General features: G+C 65.1%; 20 protein-coding genes. 8 read left to right on the forward strand and 12 right to left on the reverse strand.

Translation table 11 applies throughout. The features are described from left to right. Positions 1-101: 101 nt before the first annotated feature. The 3 genes from moaD to uvrC form a co-directional block, all read right to left on the reverse strand. The gene (moaD, locus tag JQ592_RS19740; RefSeq protein ID WP_211404472.1) at positions 102-353 is read right to left on the reverse strand and encodes a molybdopterin converting factor subunit 1; all 252 of its coding nucleotides are present in this window, start codon (positions 351-353) and stop codon (positions 102-104) included. Then, positions 350-967, reverse strand: a complete 618-nt coding sequence (gene pgsA, locus JQ592_RS19745) for a CDP-diacylglycerol--glycerol-3-phosphate 3-phosphatidyltransferase (RefSeq protein WP_063687274.1) — start codon at positions 965-967, stop codon at positions 350-352. The genes moaD and pgsA overlap by 4 nt, the downstream gene beginning before the upstream one ends. A 108-nt stretch (positions 968-1,075) precedes the next feature. After that, on the reverse strand, positions 1,076-3,133 hold the full coding sequence (uvrC, locus tag JQ592_RS19750; RefSeq protein WP_211404473.1) for an excinuclease ABC subunit UvrC: 2,058 nt from the start codon (positions 3,131-3,133) through the stop codon (positions 1,076-1,078). Between the two features lie 250 nt (positions 3,134-3,383). Between uvrC and JQ592_RS19755 the strand changes: the two genes are divergently transcribed. Further along, positions 3,384-4,004, forward strand: a complete 621-nt coding sequence (locus JQ592_RS19755) for an outer membrane protein (RefSeq protein ID WP_080134773.1) — start codon at positions 3,384-3,386, stop codon at positions 4,002-4,004. 69 nt (positions 4,005-4,073) lie between these two features. Here JQ592_RS19755 and JQ592_RS19760 read toward each other — a convergent pair whose 3' ends face one another. The 4 genes from JQ592_RS19760 to JQ592_RS19775 form a co-directional block, all read right to left on the reverse strand. Next, positions 4,074-4,289, reverse strand: a complete 216-nt coding sequence (locus JQ592_RS19760) for a cold-shock protein (protein WP_008544396.1) — start codon at positions 4,287-4,289, stop codon at positions 4,074-4,076. Between the two features lie 251 nt (positions 4,290-4,540). Further along, positions 4,541-5,401: a 23S rRNA (adenine(2030)-N(6))-methyltransferase RlmJ gene (locus JQ592_RS19765; RefSeq protein ID WP_211404474.1), complete on the reverse strand. Its 861-nt coding sequence runs from the start codon at positions 5,399-5,401 to the stop codon at positions 4,541-4,543. A gap of 108 nt (positions 5,402-5,509) precedes the next feature. Then, on the reverse strand, positions 5,510-6,202 hold the full coding sequence (locus JQ592_RS19770) for a ribonuclease T2 family protein (protein WP_211404475.1): 693 nt from the start codon (positions 6,200-6,202) through the stop codon (positions 5,510-5,512). A gap of 120 nt (positions 6,203-6,322) precedes the next feature. Then, positions 6,323-6,784, reverse strand: a complete 462-nt coding sequence (locus tag JQ592_RS19775) for a hypothetical protein (RefSeq protein WP_211404476.1) — start codon at positions 6,782-6,784, stop codon at positions 6,323-6,325. A 182-nt stretch (positions 6,785-6,966) separates the two neighbouring features. Here JQ592_RS19775 and JQ592_RS19780 point away from each other — a divergent pair, with 182 nt between their 5' ends. Together JQ592_RS19780 and JQ592_RS19785 are read left to right on the forward strand one after the other, a co-directional pair. Beyond that, entirely contained in the window at positions 6,967-7,260 is a 294-nt protein-coding gene (locus JQ592_RS19780; protein WP_183242947.1) for a hypothetical protein, read from the forward strand. Between the two features lie 44 nt (positions 7,261-7,304). Continuing rightward, a complete protein-coding gene (locus JQ592_RS19785) occupies positions 7,305-7,835 on the forward strand; it encodes a DUF3617 domain-containing protein (protein ID WP_211404477.1) in 531 nt (176 codons plus the stop codon). Between the two features lie 112 nt (positions 7,836-7,947). On the opposite strand, the gene JQ592_RS19790 is transcribed toward JQ592_RS19785, so the two are convergent. From JQ592_RS19790 to JQ592_RS19800, 3 genes are read right to left on the reverse strand one after another with little or no spacing between them, the layout of a single operon-like run. Further along, positions 7,948-9,333 carry an ATP-binding protein gene (locus JQ592_RS19790; protein WP_211404478.1) on the reverse strand — a complete coding sequence of 462 codons (1,386 nt, stop codon included), beginning with the start codon at positions 9,331-9,333 and terminating at the stop codon, positions 7,948-7,950. Between the two features lie 18 nt (positions 9,334-9,351). Further along, positions 9,352-10,083 carry a response regulator gene (locus tag JQ592_RS19795; RefSeq protein WP_211404479.1) on the reverse strand — a complete coding sequence of 244 codons (732 nt, stop codon included), beginning with the start codon at positions 10,081-10,083 and terminating at the stop codon, positions 9,352-9,354. Beyond that, entirely contained in the window at positions 10,080-10,622 is a 543-nt protein-coding gene (locus JQ592_RS19800; protein WP_211404480.1) for a MarR family winged helix-turn-helix transcriptional regulator, read from the reverse strand. The genes JQ592_RS19795 and JQ592_RS19800 overlap by 4 nt, the downstream gene beginning before the upstream one ends. Positions 10,623-10,961: 339 nt before the next feature. On the opposite strand from JQ592_RS19800, the gene JQ592_RS19805 reads away from it, so the two are divergent. From JQ592_RS19805 to JQ592_RS19825, 5 genes are all read left to right on the forward strand, one after another. Further along, complete coding sequence (locus tag JQ592_RS19805) at positions 10,962-12,044, forward strand: branched-chain amino acid aminotransferase (RefSeq protein ID WP_211404481.1); 1,083 nt, start codon at positions 10,962-10,964, stop codon at positions 12,042-12,044. Positions 12,045-12,180: 136 nt separating this feature from the next. Continuing rightward, positions 12,181-12,705, forward strand: a complete 525-nt coding sequence (locus tag JQ592_RS19810) for a YegJ family protein (RefSeq protein ID WP_211404482.1) — start codon at positions 12,181-12,183, stop codon at positions 12,703-12,705. Between the two features lie 167 nt (positions 12,706-12,872). After that, positions 12,873-14,387, forward strand: coding sequence for a histidine--tRNA ligase (hisS, locus tag JQ592_RS19815; protein WP_211404483.1), 1,515 nt, complete (start codon positions 12,873-12,875; stop codon positions 14,385-14,387). Between the two features lie 158 nt (positions 14,388-14,545). Then, on the forward strand, positions 14,546-14,749 hold the full coding sequence (locus JQ592_RS19820; protein WP_025033847.1) for a tautomerase family protein: 204 nt from the start codon (positions 14,546-14,548) through the stop codon (positions 14,747-14,749). 87 nt (positions 14,750-14,836) lie between these two features. Next, positions 14,837-15,229, forward strand: coding sequence for a thioesterase family protein (locus JQ592_RS19825; protein ID WP_211404484.1), 393 nt, complete (start codon positions 14,837-14,839; stop codon positions 15,227-15,229). Between the two features lie 3 nt (positions 15,230-15,232). Here the strand turns inward: JQ592_RS19825 and proC are convergent, their stop codons facing one another. Together proC and JQ592_RS19835 are read right to left on the reverse strand one after the other, a co-directional pair. Next, positions 15,233-16,105 carry a pyrroline-5-carboxylate reductase gene (gene proC / locus JQ592_RS19830; RefSeq protein ID WP_211404667.1) on the reverse strand — a complete coding sequence of 291 codons (873 nt, stop codon included), beginning with the start codon at positions 16,103-16,105 and terminating at the stop codon, positions 15,233-15,235. Between the two features lie 138 nt (positions 16,106-16,243). Beyond that, positions 16,244-16,744 (reverse strand): YbjN domain-containing protein, encoded by a 501-nt coding sequence (locus JQ592_RS19835; RefSeq protein ID WP_211404485.1) that lies wholly within the window; start codon positions 16,742-16,744, stop codon positions 16,244-16,246. Between the last annotated feature and the right edge of the window lie 286 nt (positions 16,745-17,030).

Consider the following 17,030-nt stretch of genomic DNA (forward strand, 5'->3'; position numbering starts at 1 on the left):
AGACCTGTGCCCCCTCACCCGGATCGCTTACGCGATCCGACCTCTCCCCGTTGGGGAGAGGTGAGGCGACACCGTACGCTCGTCTGTTCGAGAACATCGGCCTAACCGCCGGTCATCGGCGGGAAGAACGCGATCTCGCGGGCGCCCGCGATCGCGGCGTCCGATTTGACGTGGGCATGGTCGATCGCGGCGCGGATCACCTTCGGCTTCTCGAACGCATACGCATACGCCTCGCTCCGGCCGGAGAGCCAGGCGATCAGTTCCTCCACGGTGCGGACGGTCGCCGGCGGCTCGAGAATCTCCTCAGCCTTGCCGACGCGCTCGCGCACCCAGGCAAAATACTTCACCTTCATCCCTCATCCTCCTTGATGAGGTGATGGATGCCGGCACGGAAATAGTCGTAACCGGTGTAGATGGTCAGGATCGCCGAGGCCCACAGCAGCGCCAGTCCGATCATCGAGACGACGGGCACCACCTCGTCGCCGGCAGGTCCCGCGAGCAGGAAGCCGATCGCGACGAGCTGGACCGTGGTCTTCCACTTCGCAAGCTTGGTCACGGGCACGCTGACGCGGAGCGCGGCGAGGTATTCGCGCAGGCCCGAGACCAGGATCTCGCGGCACAGGATCACGATGGCGGCCCACAGCGACCAGCCGTGGATGATGCCGTCGGCGGCCAGCATCAGCAGGCAGGAGGCGACCAGCAGCTTGTCGGCGATCGGGTCGAGCATCCGGCCGAACGCCGATTGCTGATTCCAGATCCGCGCGTAATAGCCGTCGAGGTAATCGGTGACCGCGGCCGCGATGAAGATAGCGACCGCGAGCCAGCGCAGCCAGAGCGGCTGATCCAGAATCGACTGCGCATAGATGCATCCGACCACGACCGGGATCGCGGCGATCCGGCCATAGGTCAGGATGTTGGGGAGGGACATCGCGCGGCTGGTTGTCCCTCGTGTCGTGGCGATGTTCATCCGTCCTACCAATACCGCTCAAGGCTGAAGGTCAACCGTCCCGCTAACAAATGCGATGCGGGATACGACGCCCTTATGACCATGGCTCCCCTTGGGTCCCCTTGTAGTTCACCCCGGCTGGGGATGGAAATATTCGAAAATCCTCCGGGCGCTTTCGGCGCTCACCCCCGGAACCTTGCCGAGATCGGCGATCGAGGCCCGTTCGATCTCCTTCAGGGTTCCGAAATGGTGCAGCAAGGCACGTTTGCGTGACGGGCCGATCCCCGGAATCTCCTGCAGGCCGGCCTCGCGGATGTCCTTCTTGCGCAGCTTGCGGTGCGAGCCGATGACGAAGCGGTGGGCCTCGTCGCGCAGGCGCTGGATGAAATAGAGCACGGGATCGCGCGGCTCCAGCTTGATCGCCTCGCGCTCCGGCATGAACAGGGTTTCGCGCCCGGCATCGCGGTCCGGCCCCTTGGCGACCGACATCAGCGACACCTGGGTCAGGCCGAGATTGGCAAAGATCTCGCGTACCGCATTGAGCTGGCCGCGGCCGCCGTCGATGATCACGAGGTCGGGCCATTGCGGGAAGTCGTCGTCCTTGATCTTGGCACCTTCTTCGGGCGGGTTGATCAGGCGCTTGAAGCGCCGTTCCAGCACCTCGCGCATCATGGCGAAGTCGTCGCCCGGCGTGATCCCCTCCGACTTGATGTTGAACTTGCGATACTGGTTCTTCACGAAGCCGTCGGGGCCGGCGACGATCATGGCGCCGACTGCATTGGTGCCCTGGATGTGGCTGTTGTCGTAGACCTCGATGCGCTTGGGCGCATGCGGCAGGCTGAGCGTCGCGGCCATGGCGTCGAGCAGGCGGCTCTGGGTCGCGGTGTCCGCGAGCTTGCGGCCGAGGGCTTCGCGCGCATTGGTCAGCGCATGGGCGACGAGCTCCTTCTTCTCGCCGCGCTTGGGCGCGGTGACCTCGACCTTGTGGCCGGCCTTGATCGAGAGCGCGTTGGCGAGCAGCTCGCTCTCCTCGATCTCGTGCGAGAGCAGGATGACCTTCGGCGGCGGCTTGTCGTCGTAGAACTGGGCCAGGAAGGACCCCAGCACTTCCTCGGGCGTAAAGGTCTTCTCCGCGCGCGGGAAATAGGCGCGGTTGCCCCAGTTCTGGCCGGTGCGGAAGAAGAACACTTCGACGCAGGAGAAGCCGCCCTCCTGGTGGATGGCGAACACGTCGGCTTCCTCCACCGTGCGCGGATTGATGCCCTGCTGCGACTGGATCGCCGACAGCGCGGCGAGGCGGTCGCGGTAGAGCGCGGCGCGCTCGAACTCGAGCTCGCTTGAGGCCTTCTCCATCTCGCCGGCGAGTTCCTGCTTCACCGCGTGGCTCTTGCCGGAGAGGAAGTCGCTCGCCTCGCGCACCAGCGTCGAATAGCCACCGAAGTCGATCTCGCGGGTGCAGGGGCCGGCGCAGCGGCGGATCTGATAGAGCAGGCAGGGCCGGGTGCGGCTCTCGAAGAACGAATCGGTGCAGGAGCGGATCAGGAACGCGCGCTGCAACGCCGTGATGGTGCGGTTGACCGCGCCGGCGGAGGCGAACGGGCCGAAATAGCGCCCGGGCCGTGTCTGCGCGCCGCGATGCTTGAGGATCTGCGGCGCCCAATGGTCGCCGGTGATCAGGATGTAGGGAAACGACTTGTCGTCGCGCAGCTGCACATTGAAGCGCGGCCGCAGCTGCTTGATCAGGTTGGCTTCCAGCAGCAGCGCCTCGGTCTCGGTGTTGGTCGAGACGATCTCCACCGTCACGGTGGCTGCGATCATGCGCAGGATGCGTGCCGGCTGCGGCGCGCTCTGGCGCGCGTAGTTGGACAGGCGCTTTTTGACGTTCTTGGCCTTGCCGACATAGAGCACGTCGGCATTGGCGTTGAGCATGCGGTAGACGCCGGGCGAGGTCGGGGCGAGCCGGACCGCGCGCTCGATCGCCTCGTGGCCGGTCGCCAGCGGCTCTTCGCCGACCGCGCCGCTCTCTTCGAGGATATCGGGCAGCAGCGCATCGTCCTCGTCGTCGCCGCCGGTGGTGGCGGGATCGACGTCCGGCGCCGCCAACCCCGCGGGCGGCGCGTCATTCGCAGCGGCCTGCGGCGATTTGCGCGCGCGGTCGTCCGGATTGTCGGTGGAATCGTGAACCATGAGGCGAATTTAGGCGCTGGGGGTGCCGATTTGAAGTTCCGGCCGTGCCGCACGCACAGGATCGCGGAGCAGTTCCCGGTAACGCTTGCTTAAGCCTGTTAAGCGGGCGGTAACCGGACTTAACAGCCCTTTAACTTAAAACTCTCGATAAATCCTACGCGAAAGGTTCTTGGTTCCGTAACCACGTGGTTTTGCCTCGCGCGCGGCGGCGCCAGGCATCGCGGGACGGCAGTTGCGTTGGAGTTAAGTGATGAAGAGGCTCGTTGTGGGCGCGGCCGCGCTGGTTGCCGGCTGGACAGCTTCGGCAGAGGCCGCCGACATGAATTATGGAGGGCGTGCGCCCTACACCGTCAACCAGCCGCTCAATGCGTATAGCTGGGCGGGCCCCTATCTCGGCGGCAACATCGGCTACGAATGGGGCTCGGTCGACAACAACCCCTCGAAGCCGTCCGGCTTCGTCGGCGGCATCCAGGCCGGCTACAATTTCCAGAACGGCCCGTGGGTGTTCGGCGTCGAGGGCGACATCCAGGCCGCGGGCGCCGACGACACCTTCGCGCCGTGGAAGTTCTCCAACCCGTGGTTCGGCACGCTGCGCGGCCGCGCCGGTTACGCCTTCAGCAACGTGCTGTTCTACGGCACCGCCGGCCTCGCCTTCGGCGAGCTGCGCGCGCAGACCTTCGGCTGGACGGAGTCGCACACCACCGCCGGCTGGACCATCGGTGCCGGCGCGGAAGTGGGCCTCGCTCCGAATTGGAGCGCCAAGCTCGAATATCTCTACATCGATCTGTCGACGAGCCAGTTCGCAATTACCGGCGTGTCGAACGGCTATAGCGCCAGCGTTGTGCGCGCAGGCGTGAACTATCACTTCTGATAGCTGAACAAGAAAATACCGGACCACAGCCTCCCGGCCGCTCGCGGCCGGGATTTTTTTCAGGGCACGCTAGGAAAGGATGACCAGGTTCACCGCCTTCGGTCCCTTTCCCTTCTTGTCCGGTTCGACTTCGAAAGTAATACGCTGTCCTTCGGCAAGGTCTTTCAGTCCCGCACGCTCTACAGCCGTAATATGAACGAAGACATCGCGACCGCCGTCATCAGGCTTGATGAAGCCGTAGCCGCGCTCGCCGTTGAAGAACTTGACTGTTCCCGTCATGGCCATCGGGAAACTCCCCCTCATTGCTCCTCCGTCGCGACGCAGACGCACGTCACGACATGACCGGGCATTACGGAGCCCGGGAGCTGGCCATCCTTGGTCGGACCTCATCGATCCGGCGGGATCTTTCTTAGGCCTTCACTCCGCCGCAACCATTCGCGGAAGCGGAACGTAAAGCCAGTCACGGAAACAGCATAATACGGTTCTTTGCGGATTGACTACCGCTACTGCATATTTTTCCCAAGAATGCCGGAGTGTTACGGCTTCGGCACCTCTAATCGGAATCTGGCAGCGCCGCCCTGGCCAAGCGGCATTTCCAGCTCGGGCAGGATCGTCTTGAGCTCGCCGTGCAGCGTGTAGGGCGGATTGACGATCAAGAGCCCGGTGGAGGTGAGGGGTGCGCCGTCGAGCTGCGGTGCGGCGCTGAATTCGAGACGCAGGCATTTGCCCGGTGGTTTTGCTGCGGCTGCGAGCCGCGCCACGAGCTGTGCCAGCGTATCGGTGGCGCGGCGGTTCTTGGCGGGATACCAGATTACATAGATACCGGTCGGCCATTTCGTGAAGGCTGTCGAGAAGGCTTCGCCCAGCCGTTCGAACTCGTCCTTTGCCTCGAACGGCGGATCGATCAGCACGAGACCACGGCGCTCTTTCGGCGGCACGAAGGCCGGCAACGCCACCCAGCCGTCGAGATCGACCACGCGGGCCTGCTCGTCGCGGCGCAGCACGTCGATCAGCGCCTTGCGCGCCTTCGGCTCGAGCTCGCAGGCGACGAGGCGGTCCTGCGGCCGCAGCAGTCCGCGCGCGATCAGCGGCGAGCCCGGATAAGCCTTGAGCTCGCCCTTCGGATTGAAGGCGCGGACGATATCGAGATAGGGCTTGGTCAGTGCGATGGTCTCGTTCGACAGGCGCGCCTGCATCAGCCGCGCGATGCCGGTGAGCCACTCGCCGCCGCGGCGCGCTTCGTCACTTTCGAGATCGTAGAGGCCGGCTCCGGCATGGGTGTCGATGACGCGGAACGCCGCCGGCTTGTCCTGCAGATAAGTGATGATGCGCGCCAGCACGATGTGCTTGATGACATCGGCGAAGTTGCCGGCGTGGAAGGCGTGGCGGTAGTTCATGAGAAGAGCACTACGCCACGTCACCGCTCGAGCAAAGAGGCACGATACGTGTCCCGGACGCGGTGCAGCGCGTAACGCTGCGCCGCTGAGCCGGGACCCAGAGTGTGGCTACCCACCCCTGATCGGCGGCATCGTCACCTGGTCGCGGCGGCAGGCGCGGCGGTCGATCTCGTCGCAGGCGCGGAATTGCAGGTCCTTGCTGAGGCAGATGCGGACCTCGGACAGTCGCGTCCGGTTGCAGGTGACCGAGACGGCAGCGCTGCTGAGACCCGGATTGGCCTTGATGAAGGCCTCCTCGACGTCACCGGGCGCTACGGTCTTGGCCTGCGACAGATCGAGATACTCGGCCGGGATCTTGATCGCGGCGCGCGCTTTGCGGATCGTCTCGAAATAGCTGCGGTCGGCGAGACCCGAGCAGGTGCCGTGCTTGTCCCATTCGTTGAAGATCAGGCCCGGCGCCGGCATCAGGTCGAGCATCGAGGAGACGATGCTGCGGTTCAGTCGCGGCGCCGGCCGCTGGCAGTATTCCGGAAAGCCGTTCTCATATTGCGGCCACAGCCCGTGCACCACGAAGGCGTAGGGCCGGCCGCTGCACTGCATCTGGGAGCGGCCGCCACGCTCGGCCGCCTCCTCGCAGAACGAGGGCGACCATGACAGCGACAGCACATAGAAATCGAATTCGCCCGGCGTGTTCTGGCGCTTGTCCTGCGCCTTCGCGCCGCCGGCGAGCGATGCCAGGCTGGCGGCAAGGGTGAGTGAGATCACAAGACGGGAGAACGAACGCAATCTGGAATGAAACATGGCGACGCCCCTCAACTAGACTGTGCAAGCGAGCCTAGCAGGCGATGAGAACATTTCAAGAACAAATTTCGAGCGCTGACCGTTCGGCCGCTTGATCGGACCGAATCAGGGCTTCCGAATTTATTGCCTCGCGGCGCGGCAGGCCGGGTTGTAGGCCCAGTTGCGATCGAGCCCGACCACGCACCATTCGACACCATTGCCGTAGCCGGCGAAGCCGCCATCCTCGATGATCGAGAAATGCACTTTGCGCGCCTTGCCGTCGGTGAGCATGGCCTCGCCGGTGCAATAGCGGCGCGGGATGTTGTCGGACTGCCAGGGCCGGAACGCGACCTCGCGAACGGCCGAGAAGCCCGTGATCTTCAACGAGGAATTCCAGAACGAGCTTTCCTTCTCCCAGAACTGGGTAGCGATCGTCGGCAGCGCCTTGTCGCAATCGGTAACGGCGCCGTCATAGCGCGGTCCGCTCAGCCAGAAGTTCAGCTCCAGCGGATTGGCGGCCCGGGCCTCGCTGAGCGACAGCGCCCCGAACATGAGGCCGAACACGGCGGCGAAGCGGAGCGATTTCAGGGAAGGGGCGCGCATGGGCAATCCGGACAGCTGGGTCTTGCGAAGGTCGGACGGTGCCGCGAAGGCCGGAAGAGGTCAAGTGCAGCGCGGCAACACTTCGCCAGGAGTTGACCAGAACGTCGCACCCGGCAGGCCTCGGTTCTTTTCACTTCGGTCCCGGCACCGTAAACTGGCGCCAACCAATTGGAGTGACGGGAATGCGAATCATTGCGGCCGCGGGCCTTCTTGCCCTGGGTATGATGGCGAGCCAGTCGGCGCGCGCCGATATCCTTCCAGTGCCTCCGTTCAAGGGCAACGACACCGGCGGAATCATCGCCTATTCGATGGCGACCCAGGTCGATGCGCGGCAGGTTGCGGTCGATCATTGCGCGCGCTACGGCAAGGTCGTCAAATTCCTGGGCGTGCAGGCCTATGAGGGGGGATACATCTCGTTCTCCTGCCGCTGGGTGCCCTATGGCGCCGCCGACCGGCCGATCCGCACGCTCTACTGAGGCGTTGTCGTAACGTCGCAATCTGTTAGCCGGGAGCTTCCCTCATGACGCGCAAACTCGCTTTGCTCGGGTCGGTCCTTTGCGTTGTGTTGTCGGCAGCCGGCGCCTCCGCCGACGACCTGCCGGTGCGCAAGGCCGGTCTCTGGGAAATGAAGCTGGTCGCGAGCGGCTCACCCGTGCCCGAGATGACCATGCAGCACTGCACCGACGAGACCGTCGACAAGGAGATGAGCAACAACATCTCGCCGATGGCCAAGCAGGTCTGCGCCAAGCAGGAGATCAAGAAGACCGCGACCGGCTATGTCAGCGATTCCGAGTGCAGCGTCGCCGGCGTCAGCACGACCTCGCATGCCGAGATCACCGGCGACTTCAATTCGGCCTACACCGTGAAGACCTCCTCGCATGCGCAAGGCGGCGTCGCCGGCGCTGCGGGGCGCGATACCACCATGACGCTGCAAGCCAAATGGTTGGGCGCCTGCAAGCCGGACCAGAAGCCTGGCGACATCGTCATGCCCGGCGGCTTCAAGATGAACGTGCGCGACATGGACAAGCTGAAGAGCCTGCTGCCGAAGTAGGTGAGATGGTCGTGAGACCGTAGCCCGGATGCAGCGAAGCGAAATCCGGGGGGCGCGTCACGAGAGGCCGGTCCCGGATTACGCTGCGCTGCATCCGGGCTACGTCATCAGCCTACACCGGTATCCGCACGCTCGCGCGCAATCCCCCCATCGGGCTGTCGCCCAGCGTGATGTCGCCGCCATGCGAGCGGGCGATGTCGCGGGCGATGGCGAGGCCAAGGCCGGTGCCGCCTTCGTCCTGGTTGCGGGCGTTGTCGAGCCGCAGGAACGGCTTGAACACCTCTTCGCGCAAATGCGCTGGGATACCGGGGCCGTCGTCGTCGACCGTGATGGTCAAATAACGGTGATCGCGCTGGCCGGTGATGGCGATGCTCTTGCCGTAGCGCGCCGCGTTGGTGACGAGGTTGGCGAGGCAGCGCTTGAACGAAGCCGGCTTCACCGTCACCACGGGCAGGCCGTTGAACGCCACAGTCGCGGTGTGACCGTGGCGTTCGGCATCGCTGCGCAGCTCCTCGAGCGCCTGCGCCATGTCGGTCGGCTGCGATTGCTCGCCGGAATCGCCGCGCGCGAACGCAAGGTAGTCCTCCAGCATCATCGACATCTCGTCGACATCCTTGCGCATGCCTTCGAGCTCGGGGCTGTCGCCGATCAGCGCCAGCTCGAGCTTGAAGCGGGTCAGGATGGTGCGCAGATCGTGGCTGACGCCGGCGAGCATCGCGGTGCGCTGCTCCATCGTGCGCTCGATGCGCGACTTCATTTCCAGGAAGGCGACCGCCGCGCGCCGCACCTCGCGCGCGCCGCGCGGGCGGAAGTTCGGCGCCTCGCGGCCCTTGCCGAAACTCTCGGCGGCATCGGCAAGCCGCAGGATCGGCTTGATCTGATTGCGCAGGAACAGCACCGCGACGATCAAGAGGATCGAGGACGTGCCGACCATCCAGAACAGGAAGATTTCCGAGTTCGAGGCATAGGCGGCGCTGCGCTGCGCGAACACGCGCATCACGGCATCGTCGAGCTGGATGCGGATCTCGACGAGGTTGGAGCGGCCGACCGTGTCGATCCAGAACGAGCGTCCGATCTGGCGGCCGAGTTGCACCGACAGTGTCTGGTCGAGCAGCGAGAAGAACGGCTTTGGTCCCGGCGGCGGCATGTCGCCGGCGGGCAGGAAATCGACCACCAACTGCAACCGCTGCCCGATGCTCTTGAGCTGCGCGCGGTCCTTGTCCTGCGGATAGCTCTTGTAGACGTCGATCAGCGCGGCGATGTCCTGCACCACCGCAGCCGACAGTCGTCGTGTCACCGTGTTCCAGTGCCGCTCCATGAACACGAAGGCGACCACGGTCTGCAGAATAACCATCGGCACGATCATGATGAGGAGCGCGCGGGCATAGAGGCCGGTCGGCATCCAGCCCTTGAACGCGTTGCCCATCCAGCCATTGGCGGCCGAAACGCGGCCGGCGGCGCTCTTCAGAAGCGTCAGGCCGGTATCGATCGTGCTCATCTAGCGCGCTTCACTGATTTATGGCGAGGCCACCAGCCGGTAGCCGATGCCGCGCACGGCCTGGAGGAACAGCGGATTGGCAGGATCGGTCTCGATCTTGCGCCGGAGGCGGTTGATCTGCACGTCGACGGCGCGCTCGTTGACGCTGCCATTGCCGGTCAGCGCACTGCGCGGCACGGTCTCGCCCGGCGTCTCCGACAGGATCCGCAGCATCTCGCGCTCGCGGTCGGTGAGGTGGATGACCTCCTCGCCCTGACGCAATTCGCCGCGATCGAGATGGTAGACATAGGGACCGAACGCGATCTTCTCGACGGTCGTGACCTGCGGCGGCGGCGCGGCGCGCTTGAGGATATTGTTGATGCGCAGCGCCAGCTCACGCGGCTCGAACGGCTTTGCGACGTAATCGTCGGCGCCGATCTGCAGCCCCTCGATGCGGGCTTCGGCCTCGTGGCGCGCCGTCAGCATCACGATCGGCACCGAGGAGGAGGTCCGGATGAAGCGGGCAAGGTCGAAGCCGGTCTCGCCGGGCATCATGACGTCGAGGATCAAGAGGTCGAAATGCAGGCCCAGCAGTTTCGAGCGCGCATCGCCCGCGCTTGCCGCGGTGGTGACGCGATAGCCTTCGCTGGCGAGAAAGCGCGAGAGCAGGTCGCGGATGCGGCGGTCGTCGTCGACCAGCAGCAGATGCGGGGCGTCGTCGGCGGGTTGCACCGGCGGACGGGCGAGCGTGGCTGCGAGCGGCACGGTCACTCCTTCGAGTCTTGATTGACGGAGGCGAAGATCGTCTCGAGCACCTTGTCCGGATCGTCGCGGTCGATCATCGCGCGCAGGAAGCGCTTGACGGTCTCGGCGTCCTGCGGCGCCATCTCGGCGAGCGCCTTGGTGATCCGTGTGGTCTGGAGCCCGGCGAGCTTCTGCACCAGCGCCTCGCCCTTCGGCGTCGCGTAGAGCAGGCGCTGGCGGCGATCATTGTCGCCGGTCTTCTGAACGATGTAGCCCTCGTCCAGGAGCTGCTTGAGCACCCGGCCGAGCGACTGTTTTGTGATGCGCAGGACGTCGAGCAGGTCGGCGACCTTCAGCCCGGGATAGCGGTAGACGAAGTGCATGACGCGGTGATGGGCCCGGCCGAAGCCGAACGCCTCCAGCTCCTGGTCGGGATCGCCGACGAAATCGCGATAGGCGAAGAACAGCAGCTCGATGATATCCCAGCGCAAATTGCCTCCGTCGCCCGCGGCCGGCTTGGTCCCGGCGGCATCTTGAGGGGGAGTCGCGAAATTTATGTCAGGCATATTGACGTATCTTGGGTTCAATGTTACAAAACGATCGACCCGCACGAAATTTTAGATCGTTCTCGCGCGGGTGGCATCGTAGCAGGGCGGCCGGAGAGAGCCGGACAGGCGGCGACGGCCGAAGCAGATCTACCGTGCGATTGTCGAGCGGCATTTCGGCAAAACATACTGGACTTCCGCCTTCCGCAAAAGCATGTCCTCGGCGGCATGCTGGCCACGGAAACCGGCCGTAACAAGGCTGGCGGGGGGCCGGCCAGAAACCCAATCAAGCCAGCCGGGCCCGAAACGGGCAGGCGGGCGCCAGAAACAGCGCCGCCACCGACAGCGGGAGGCAAGGACATGAGCATGAAATTCGACATCCAGCCCGCATCCAATCCGACGTCCGAAAAGGACCGTATCGCCAAGCTGGTGGACCCCGGCTTCGGGCGGGTGTTCACCGACCACATGGCGGTGGTCCGCTACAACCAGGCCAAGGGCGGCTGGTACGAGGCACGCGTCGAGGCGCGCACCAACTTCCAGCTCGATCCGGCCGGCGCCGTCCTGCACTACGCGCAGGAGATTTTTGAAGGCCTCAAGGCCTACAAGCGCGACGACGGCGGCGTGAACCTGTTCCGCCCCGACGCCAATGCGCGCCGCTTCAGGGACTCGGCCGATCGCATGGCGATGGCGCAATTGCCCGAAGACGTCTTCATCGAGGCAGTCGAGCAGGTCGTGCGCATCGACCGCGCCTGGATGCCGGGCGGCGAGGGCAGCCTTTACCTGCGCCCCTTCATGATCGCGAGCGAGACCTTCCTCGGCGTCAAGCCGTCGTCCGAATACATCTTCGCGGTGATTGCCTCGCCCGTTGGCTCATACTTCAAGGGCGGGCCTGCGCCGGTGTCGATCTGGGTCTCCGAGAACTACACGCGCGCCGCGATCGGCGGCACCGGCGCGGTGAAATGCGGTGGCAATTATGCCGCGAGCCTGCGCGCCCAGGCCGAAGCGATTCAGCACGGCTGCGATCAGGTCGTCTTCCTCGATGCGGTCGAGCGCCGCTATATCGAGGAGCTCGGCGGCATGAACATCTTCTTCGTGTTCGACGACGGCTCGCTCTCGACGCCGCCGCTCGGCACGATCTTGCCGGGCATCACTCGCGACTCCATCATCGCGCTCGCGAAGGATGCCGGCAAGACCGTGCGCGAAGAACCCTATTCGCTCGACCAGTGGCGCAAGGATGCGGCCTCAGGCAGGTTGAAGGAAGCGTTTGCCTGCGGCACCGCCGCCGTGATCTCGCCGATCGGCAAGGTGCGTTCGGTGAGCGGCGATTTCGAGATCTCGGGCGGCGCCGCCGGCCCCGTCGCCATGGGCCTGCGCAAGCAGCTCGTCGACATCCAGTACGGCCGCACCAACGATCCGCACAATTGGATCCGCAAGGTGTTTTGATACGCGGTGAAAGCGTTTCCCCTCTCTCATGAGGAGAGGGGAAACGCGCAACGTTTGTGGCTTATTGCGCACTGAACGTGCTGCTGCCGACATGCGACAAAGCCAGGACACAACAAGCATCCTGGACATCGCGAACATGGCATCCAAACTCTCCCAGCCCATGAAATGGGTGGTTCTCGCCGCCATAACCGGCGTCTGCATTTTCGGCATCCTGACCATAGGCCCCACGCCCGAGGTCGTCGCGCAAGATCGCTCGCCGATCGTCGACGTGCGCACCACCGACCCCGAGATGAATGCCGCGATCGCCCGCGCCCGCGGCACGCTGCCGACCTTCTGGGCCTCCTATGACGCGCCAAAACCGTCCGAGACCGGGCATGCCCTGAAAGTCCGCTTCTCGACCCGTAAGGGCGGCGAGCATATCTGGATCGGCGAGGTGAAGAAGCAGCCCGACGGGAGCTATTCCGGTCTGTTCGCCAACGAGCCGCGCGATCTGGCCGGCAAACGGGCAGGGGACAAGGTCGAGTTCGCTGAAGCCGACATCTCGGACTGGATGTTCATGCGCAACGGCAAGATCGTCGGCGGCGAAACCATCAAGCCGACACTGAAGTCGCTGCCGAAGGCGGATGCGGATGCGCTGAGGGCAAGGATGGAGAAGCCGTAGGGGCTGACGCCGTCATTCCGGGATGGTCCGAAGGACCAGACCCGGAATCTCGAGATTCCGGGTTCGATGCTGCGCATCGCCCCGGAATGACGCCGAGGCGGGCTGACTTGCGGCCCCCGGCTTGCCGCAGCGGTTGCCGCATCCCGCCCCGGCTGGTAAACGCCCGCATGGCCGAGAAACCCAAAAAACCCCAGAAACTGAAGGCGCGCCTGCCGCGCGGGCTCGAGGATCGCGACCCCGCCGCGATCCGGGCGACGCGCGAGATGGTCGAGAAGATCCGCGCCGTCTACGAGCTCTACGGTTTCGAGCCGGTGGAGACGCCGGCGATGGAATTCACCGATGCGCTCGGAAAATTCCTGCCCGACCAGGACCGTCCGAACGAGGGCGTGTTCTCGTTCCAGGACGACGACGAGCAATGGATCAGCCTGCGCTACGATCTGACCGCGCCGCTCGCCCGCTACGTCGCCGAGAATTTCGACACGCTGCCCAAGCCCTATCGCAGCTACCGCGCCGGCTACGTGTTCCGCAACGAGAAGCCCGGCCCCGGCCGCTTCCGCCAATTCATGCAGTTCGATGCCGACACGGTGGGCTCGGCGACGCCGGCGGCGGATGCCGAGATCTGCATGATGGCCGCCGACACGATGGAGGCGCTTGGCATCGCGCGCGGCTCCTATGTCGTGAAGGTCAACAACCGCAAGGTGCTCGACGGCGTTCTGGAGGCCATCGGCCTCGCCGGTGACGAGAATGCGGGCCGCAGGCTGACTGTGCTGCGCGCCATCGACAAGCTCGACAAGTTTTCCGCCGACGAGGTGCGCAAGCTGCTCGGTCCCGGACGATGGGATGGCGGCGAGGAAGGCAAGGGCGACTTCACGAAAGGCGCCAATCTGAGCGCGGCGGAGGCCGAAGTTGTTCTCGCCATCACCAAGCCGCGCGAGGATTGGAAGGAGGCGATTGCCGCCGCGGAAACCTATCTCGCCAAGAGCGAGGTTGGTCAGGCCGGCGTCAGCGAGCTGGAAGAAATCGCAAAACTGGTTACGGCGTCGGGCTACGGTGCAGACCGCATCAAGATCGATCCGTCCGTCGTGCGCGGCCTCGAATACTACACCGGCCCCGTCTACGAGGTTGAACTCCTGCTCGATACCAAGGACGAGAAGGGACGCCCGGTGCGCTTCGGCTCGGTCGGCGGTGGCGGGCGTTACGACGGTCTCGTCTCGCGCTTCCGCGGCGAGCCGGTGCCGGCGACCGGTTTCTCGATCGGCGTGTCCAGGCTGCAGGCGGCGCTGACGCTGCTCGGCAAGCTCGACACGCGGCCCGAATTCGGCCCCGTCGTCGTTACCGTGTTCGATCGCGACCGCGTCGCGGACTATCAGAAGATGGTGGCAAGCTTGCGAGGTGCCGGCATCCGCGCCGAGCTCTATCTCGGCAATCCCAAGAACATGGGCAACCAGCTCAAATATGCCGACCGGCGCAACTCACCTTGCGTCATCATCCAGGGCTCGGATGAGAAGGCTCGCGGCGAGGTGCAGATCAAGGATCTGGTCGAAGGCGCGAAGGCAGCCGCCGCGATCGCCTCCAACCAGGAATGGCGCGAGACCCGACCGGCGCAGTTCTCGTGCAGCGAAGCCGATCTCGTCGCAAAAGTGCGTGAGGTGCTGGCGCGCCATGACGTGAGCTGGGGCTAGCCATTCGCTTCGATCGTCATGCGCGGGCTTGACCCGCGCATCCATCTTCAAAATGATGGATTGCCGGGCCTACGCCCCGCCGAAGAGGCTTCGGCCTCGCAGGCGGGTCAAGCCCGGCAATGACGAGTGGACGATGAACGAGCAGCAGGGAGACAACGATGCCTGAGATCACCATCAGCATGGCCGAAGGCCGCACCGACGAGCAGAAGGCCGGCATGATGCGCGACATCACCCAGGCGCTGGTGAAGAATCTCGGCGTCGATGCCGATGCCGTCGTCATCCAGATCAACGAAGCCCCGCTCCGCCACAAGATGAAGGGCGGCAAGACCTTCGTGGAGCGCGCCGCGGCGGCGAAGAAGTAGGCGCTGCTGGCGCGACAATCACCGCCGTCGTCCCGGATCTGCGCGCGCTTAGGGCGCGCTTGTCCGGGACGACGCCGAGCAAGCACCATGGACGCACGCGACTTCATCAAAATCGGCATGAGCGCCGAGCGCACGCTGGTGGTGCCGGCCGAGCGCACGGTCGGGCATTTCGTGCCCGGCATGCCTTTTGTCTATGCGACGCCGATGATGATTCTGGAGATGGAGATGACGTCCGGCGACGCGATCCGCGCCGCGCTTCAGCCGGGCTGGGTCACCGTCGGTACCGAGGTCGACATTCGTCATCTTGCAGCCGCTCTCGTCGGCGCGACGGTGCGCACCACCGCAAAAGTGGTCGCCGTCGAGCGCCGCGTCATCCGCTTCGAGGTCGAGGCATTCGAGGGCACACGCAAGCTCGGCGAAGGCCGCCATGCGCGCGGGCTCATCAATGTCGAGACGTTCAACAAGCGGCTGGGGGTGTAGCCGCTACTTCGCCAATTCCTTCGACCGCTTCGTCGCGGCCGCGATCGCGCGGATCATCAAGTCGCGCAGACCCGGCTCGCCCATCAGCACGCCGAGCGCCGCCGCCGTGGTGCCGCCGGGCGAGGTGACGTTCTGGCGCAGCGTGGCGGAGGGAAGATCCGACTGGTGCAGCAGTTCGCCGGAGCCGGCGACGGTCTCGCGCGCGAGCTTGGTTGCGAGCGCCTCGGGCAATCCCGCTTCGACGCCGGCCCGCGCGAGCTCTTCGGCGAGCAGGAACACATAGGCCGGGCCCGAGCCGGAGACGGCGGTCACCGCGTCCATCAGGCCTTCGTCCTCGACCCATTCGACCGAGCCGGTGGCGCGCAGCAGCGCATCGGCCACCGCGCGCTGGGCGGCGCTGACGGTCTTCGCCGCAACGGCGACGGTGATGCCGCGGCCGATCGCGGCCGGCGTGTTCGGCATCGCGCGCACCACGGCGCCGCCGCAGACCTCCTCGAGCGAGGCGATCGTGGTTCCCGCCATGATCGAGACCACCGAGGTCCTGTCCGAGACGAACGCTTTCAATTTGGCGCCGGCCTCGCGGAACATCTGCGGCTTCACCGCGACGACCAGCGTTTCGACCGTGCCCGCCGTCGTCGCATCGGGATTGAGCGCAACGCCCTTGGCGGCAAGCGCCGTGATCTCGGGCGAGAGATGCGGATCGATCACCGCGACGCGGCGCGGGTCGAGCCCGCCCGCCAGCCATCCGGTCAGCATCGCGCCGCCCATCTTGCCGGCGCCGGCGAGCAGGATGGTGCCGGTGATGTTTTGAAGGGTGTTGTTTGCCACTGTGGTCACCACAAGCTTGGTGTCGTCCCGGCGAAGGCCGGGACCCATAACCACAGGCGGTTCTAATGGACGGAGAGCAGAGCAACAAGCATCGTGCGATACGGCGAAATCACGCGGTATGGGTCCCGGATCTGCGCGCGCTTTGGGCGCGCTTGTCCGGGACGACGTTTGGGAGCGAGGAGAGCCCTACGCCTCTCCCACCGTGTCGAACATCGCCGCGTCCATCGCCTCGGTGGTGGTCTTGCCCGCCCACACCACGAACTGGAACGCCGGAAAGTAGCGCTCGCAGGCGTGGATGGCGCCGGCGAGCATGGCCTCGCATTGCGCGGGCGAGGCGGTGAGGCCGCCCGGCAGCACCAGCGCCTGGCGGTGCATGACCATGCCGGTGTTGGTCCACAAATCGAAATGGCCGACCCACAATTGCTCGTTGACGGCGGCGACGAGCCGCTGCACTTCGCTGCGCCGCGCGAGCGGAATCTTCATGTCGAACGCGCAGGCAAGATGCAGCGCCTCGATCTCGCCCATCCAGGTGAAGGAGAGCTGGTAGTCGGTCCATTGTCCCTTCGAGACGATCGTGAGCTCGTCTTCGCCGGAGCGTTCGAACGGCCAGTTGTTGCTGGCAGCGATATCCTCGACCACCGCGAGCGGGTGGTTCTTGGAATCGATAGTGCCTTCGAGCAGGGACATGCCGTCTCGACCTCTTGCCTTCTTGTTGTCGTTGATACGCACGCGGTTCGGCCCGGCGCGCGCTCCCTAAACGCTACGGCGATCCCCTCGGATCAGCGCGGGCCTGTCGCGGATCAAGTGATGTGATTTGCGGAATCTGCGCAACGGGGTCCCGAGTCCGTCCACAAGCCAGGACTCGTTCGTCCACAGCTCATCTCCGCCACAATTCTTAACGCAGAGAACAAACCGGAATCAGATCGACTGGCCCTGGCTGCATTCCGTGTGCCGGAGCCTCCTTGCGGGGCCG

Source organism: Bradyrhizobium iriomotense, from assembly GCF_018129405.1.
GTDB lineage: Bacteria > Pseudomonadota > Alphaproteobacteria > Rhizobiales > Xanthobacteraceae > Bradyrhizobium > Bradyrhizobium iriomotense_B.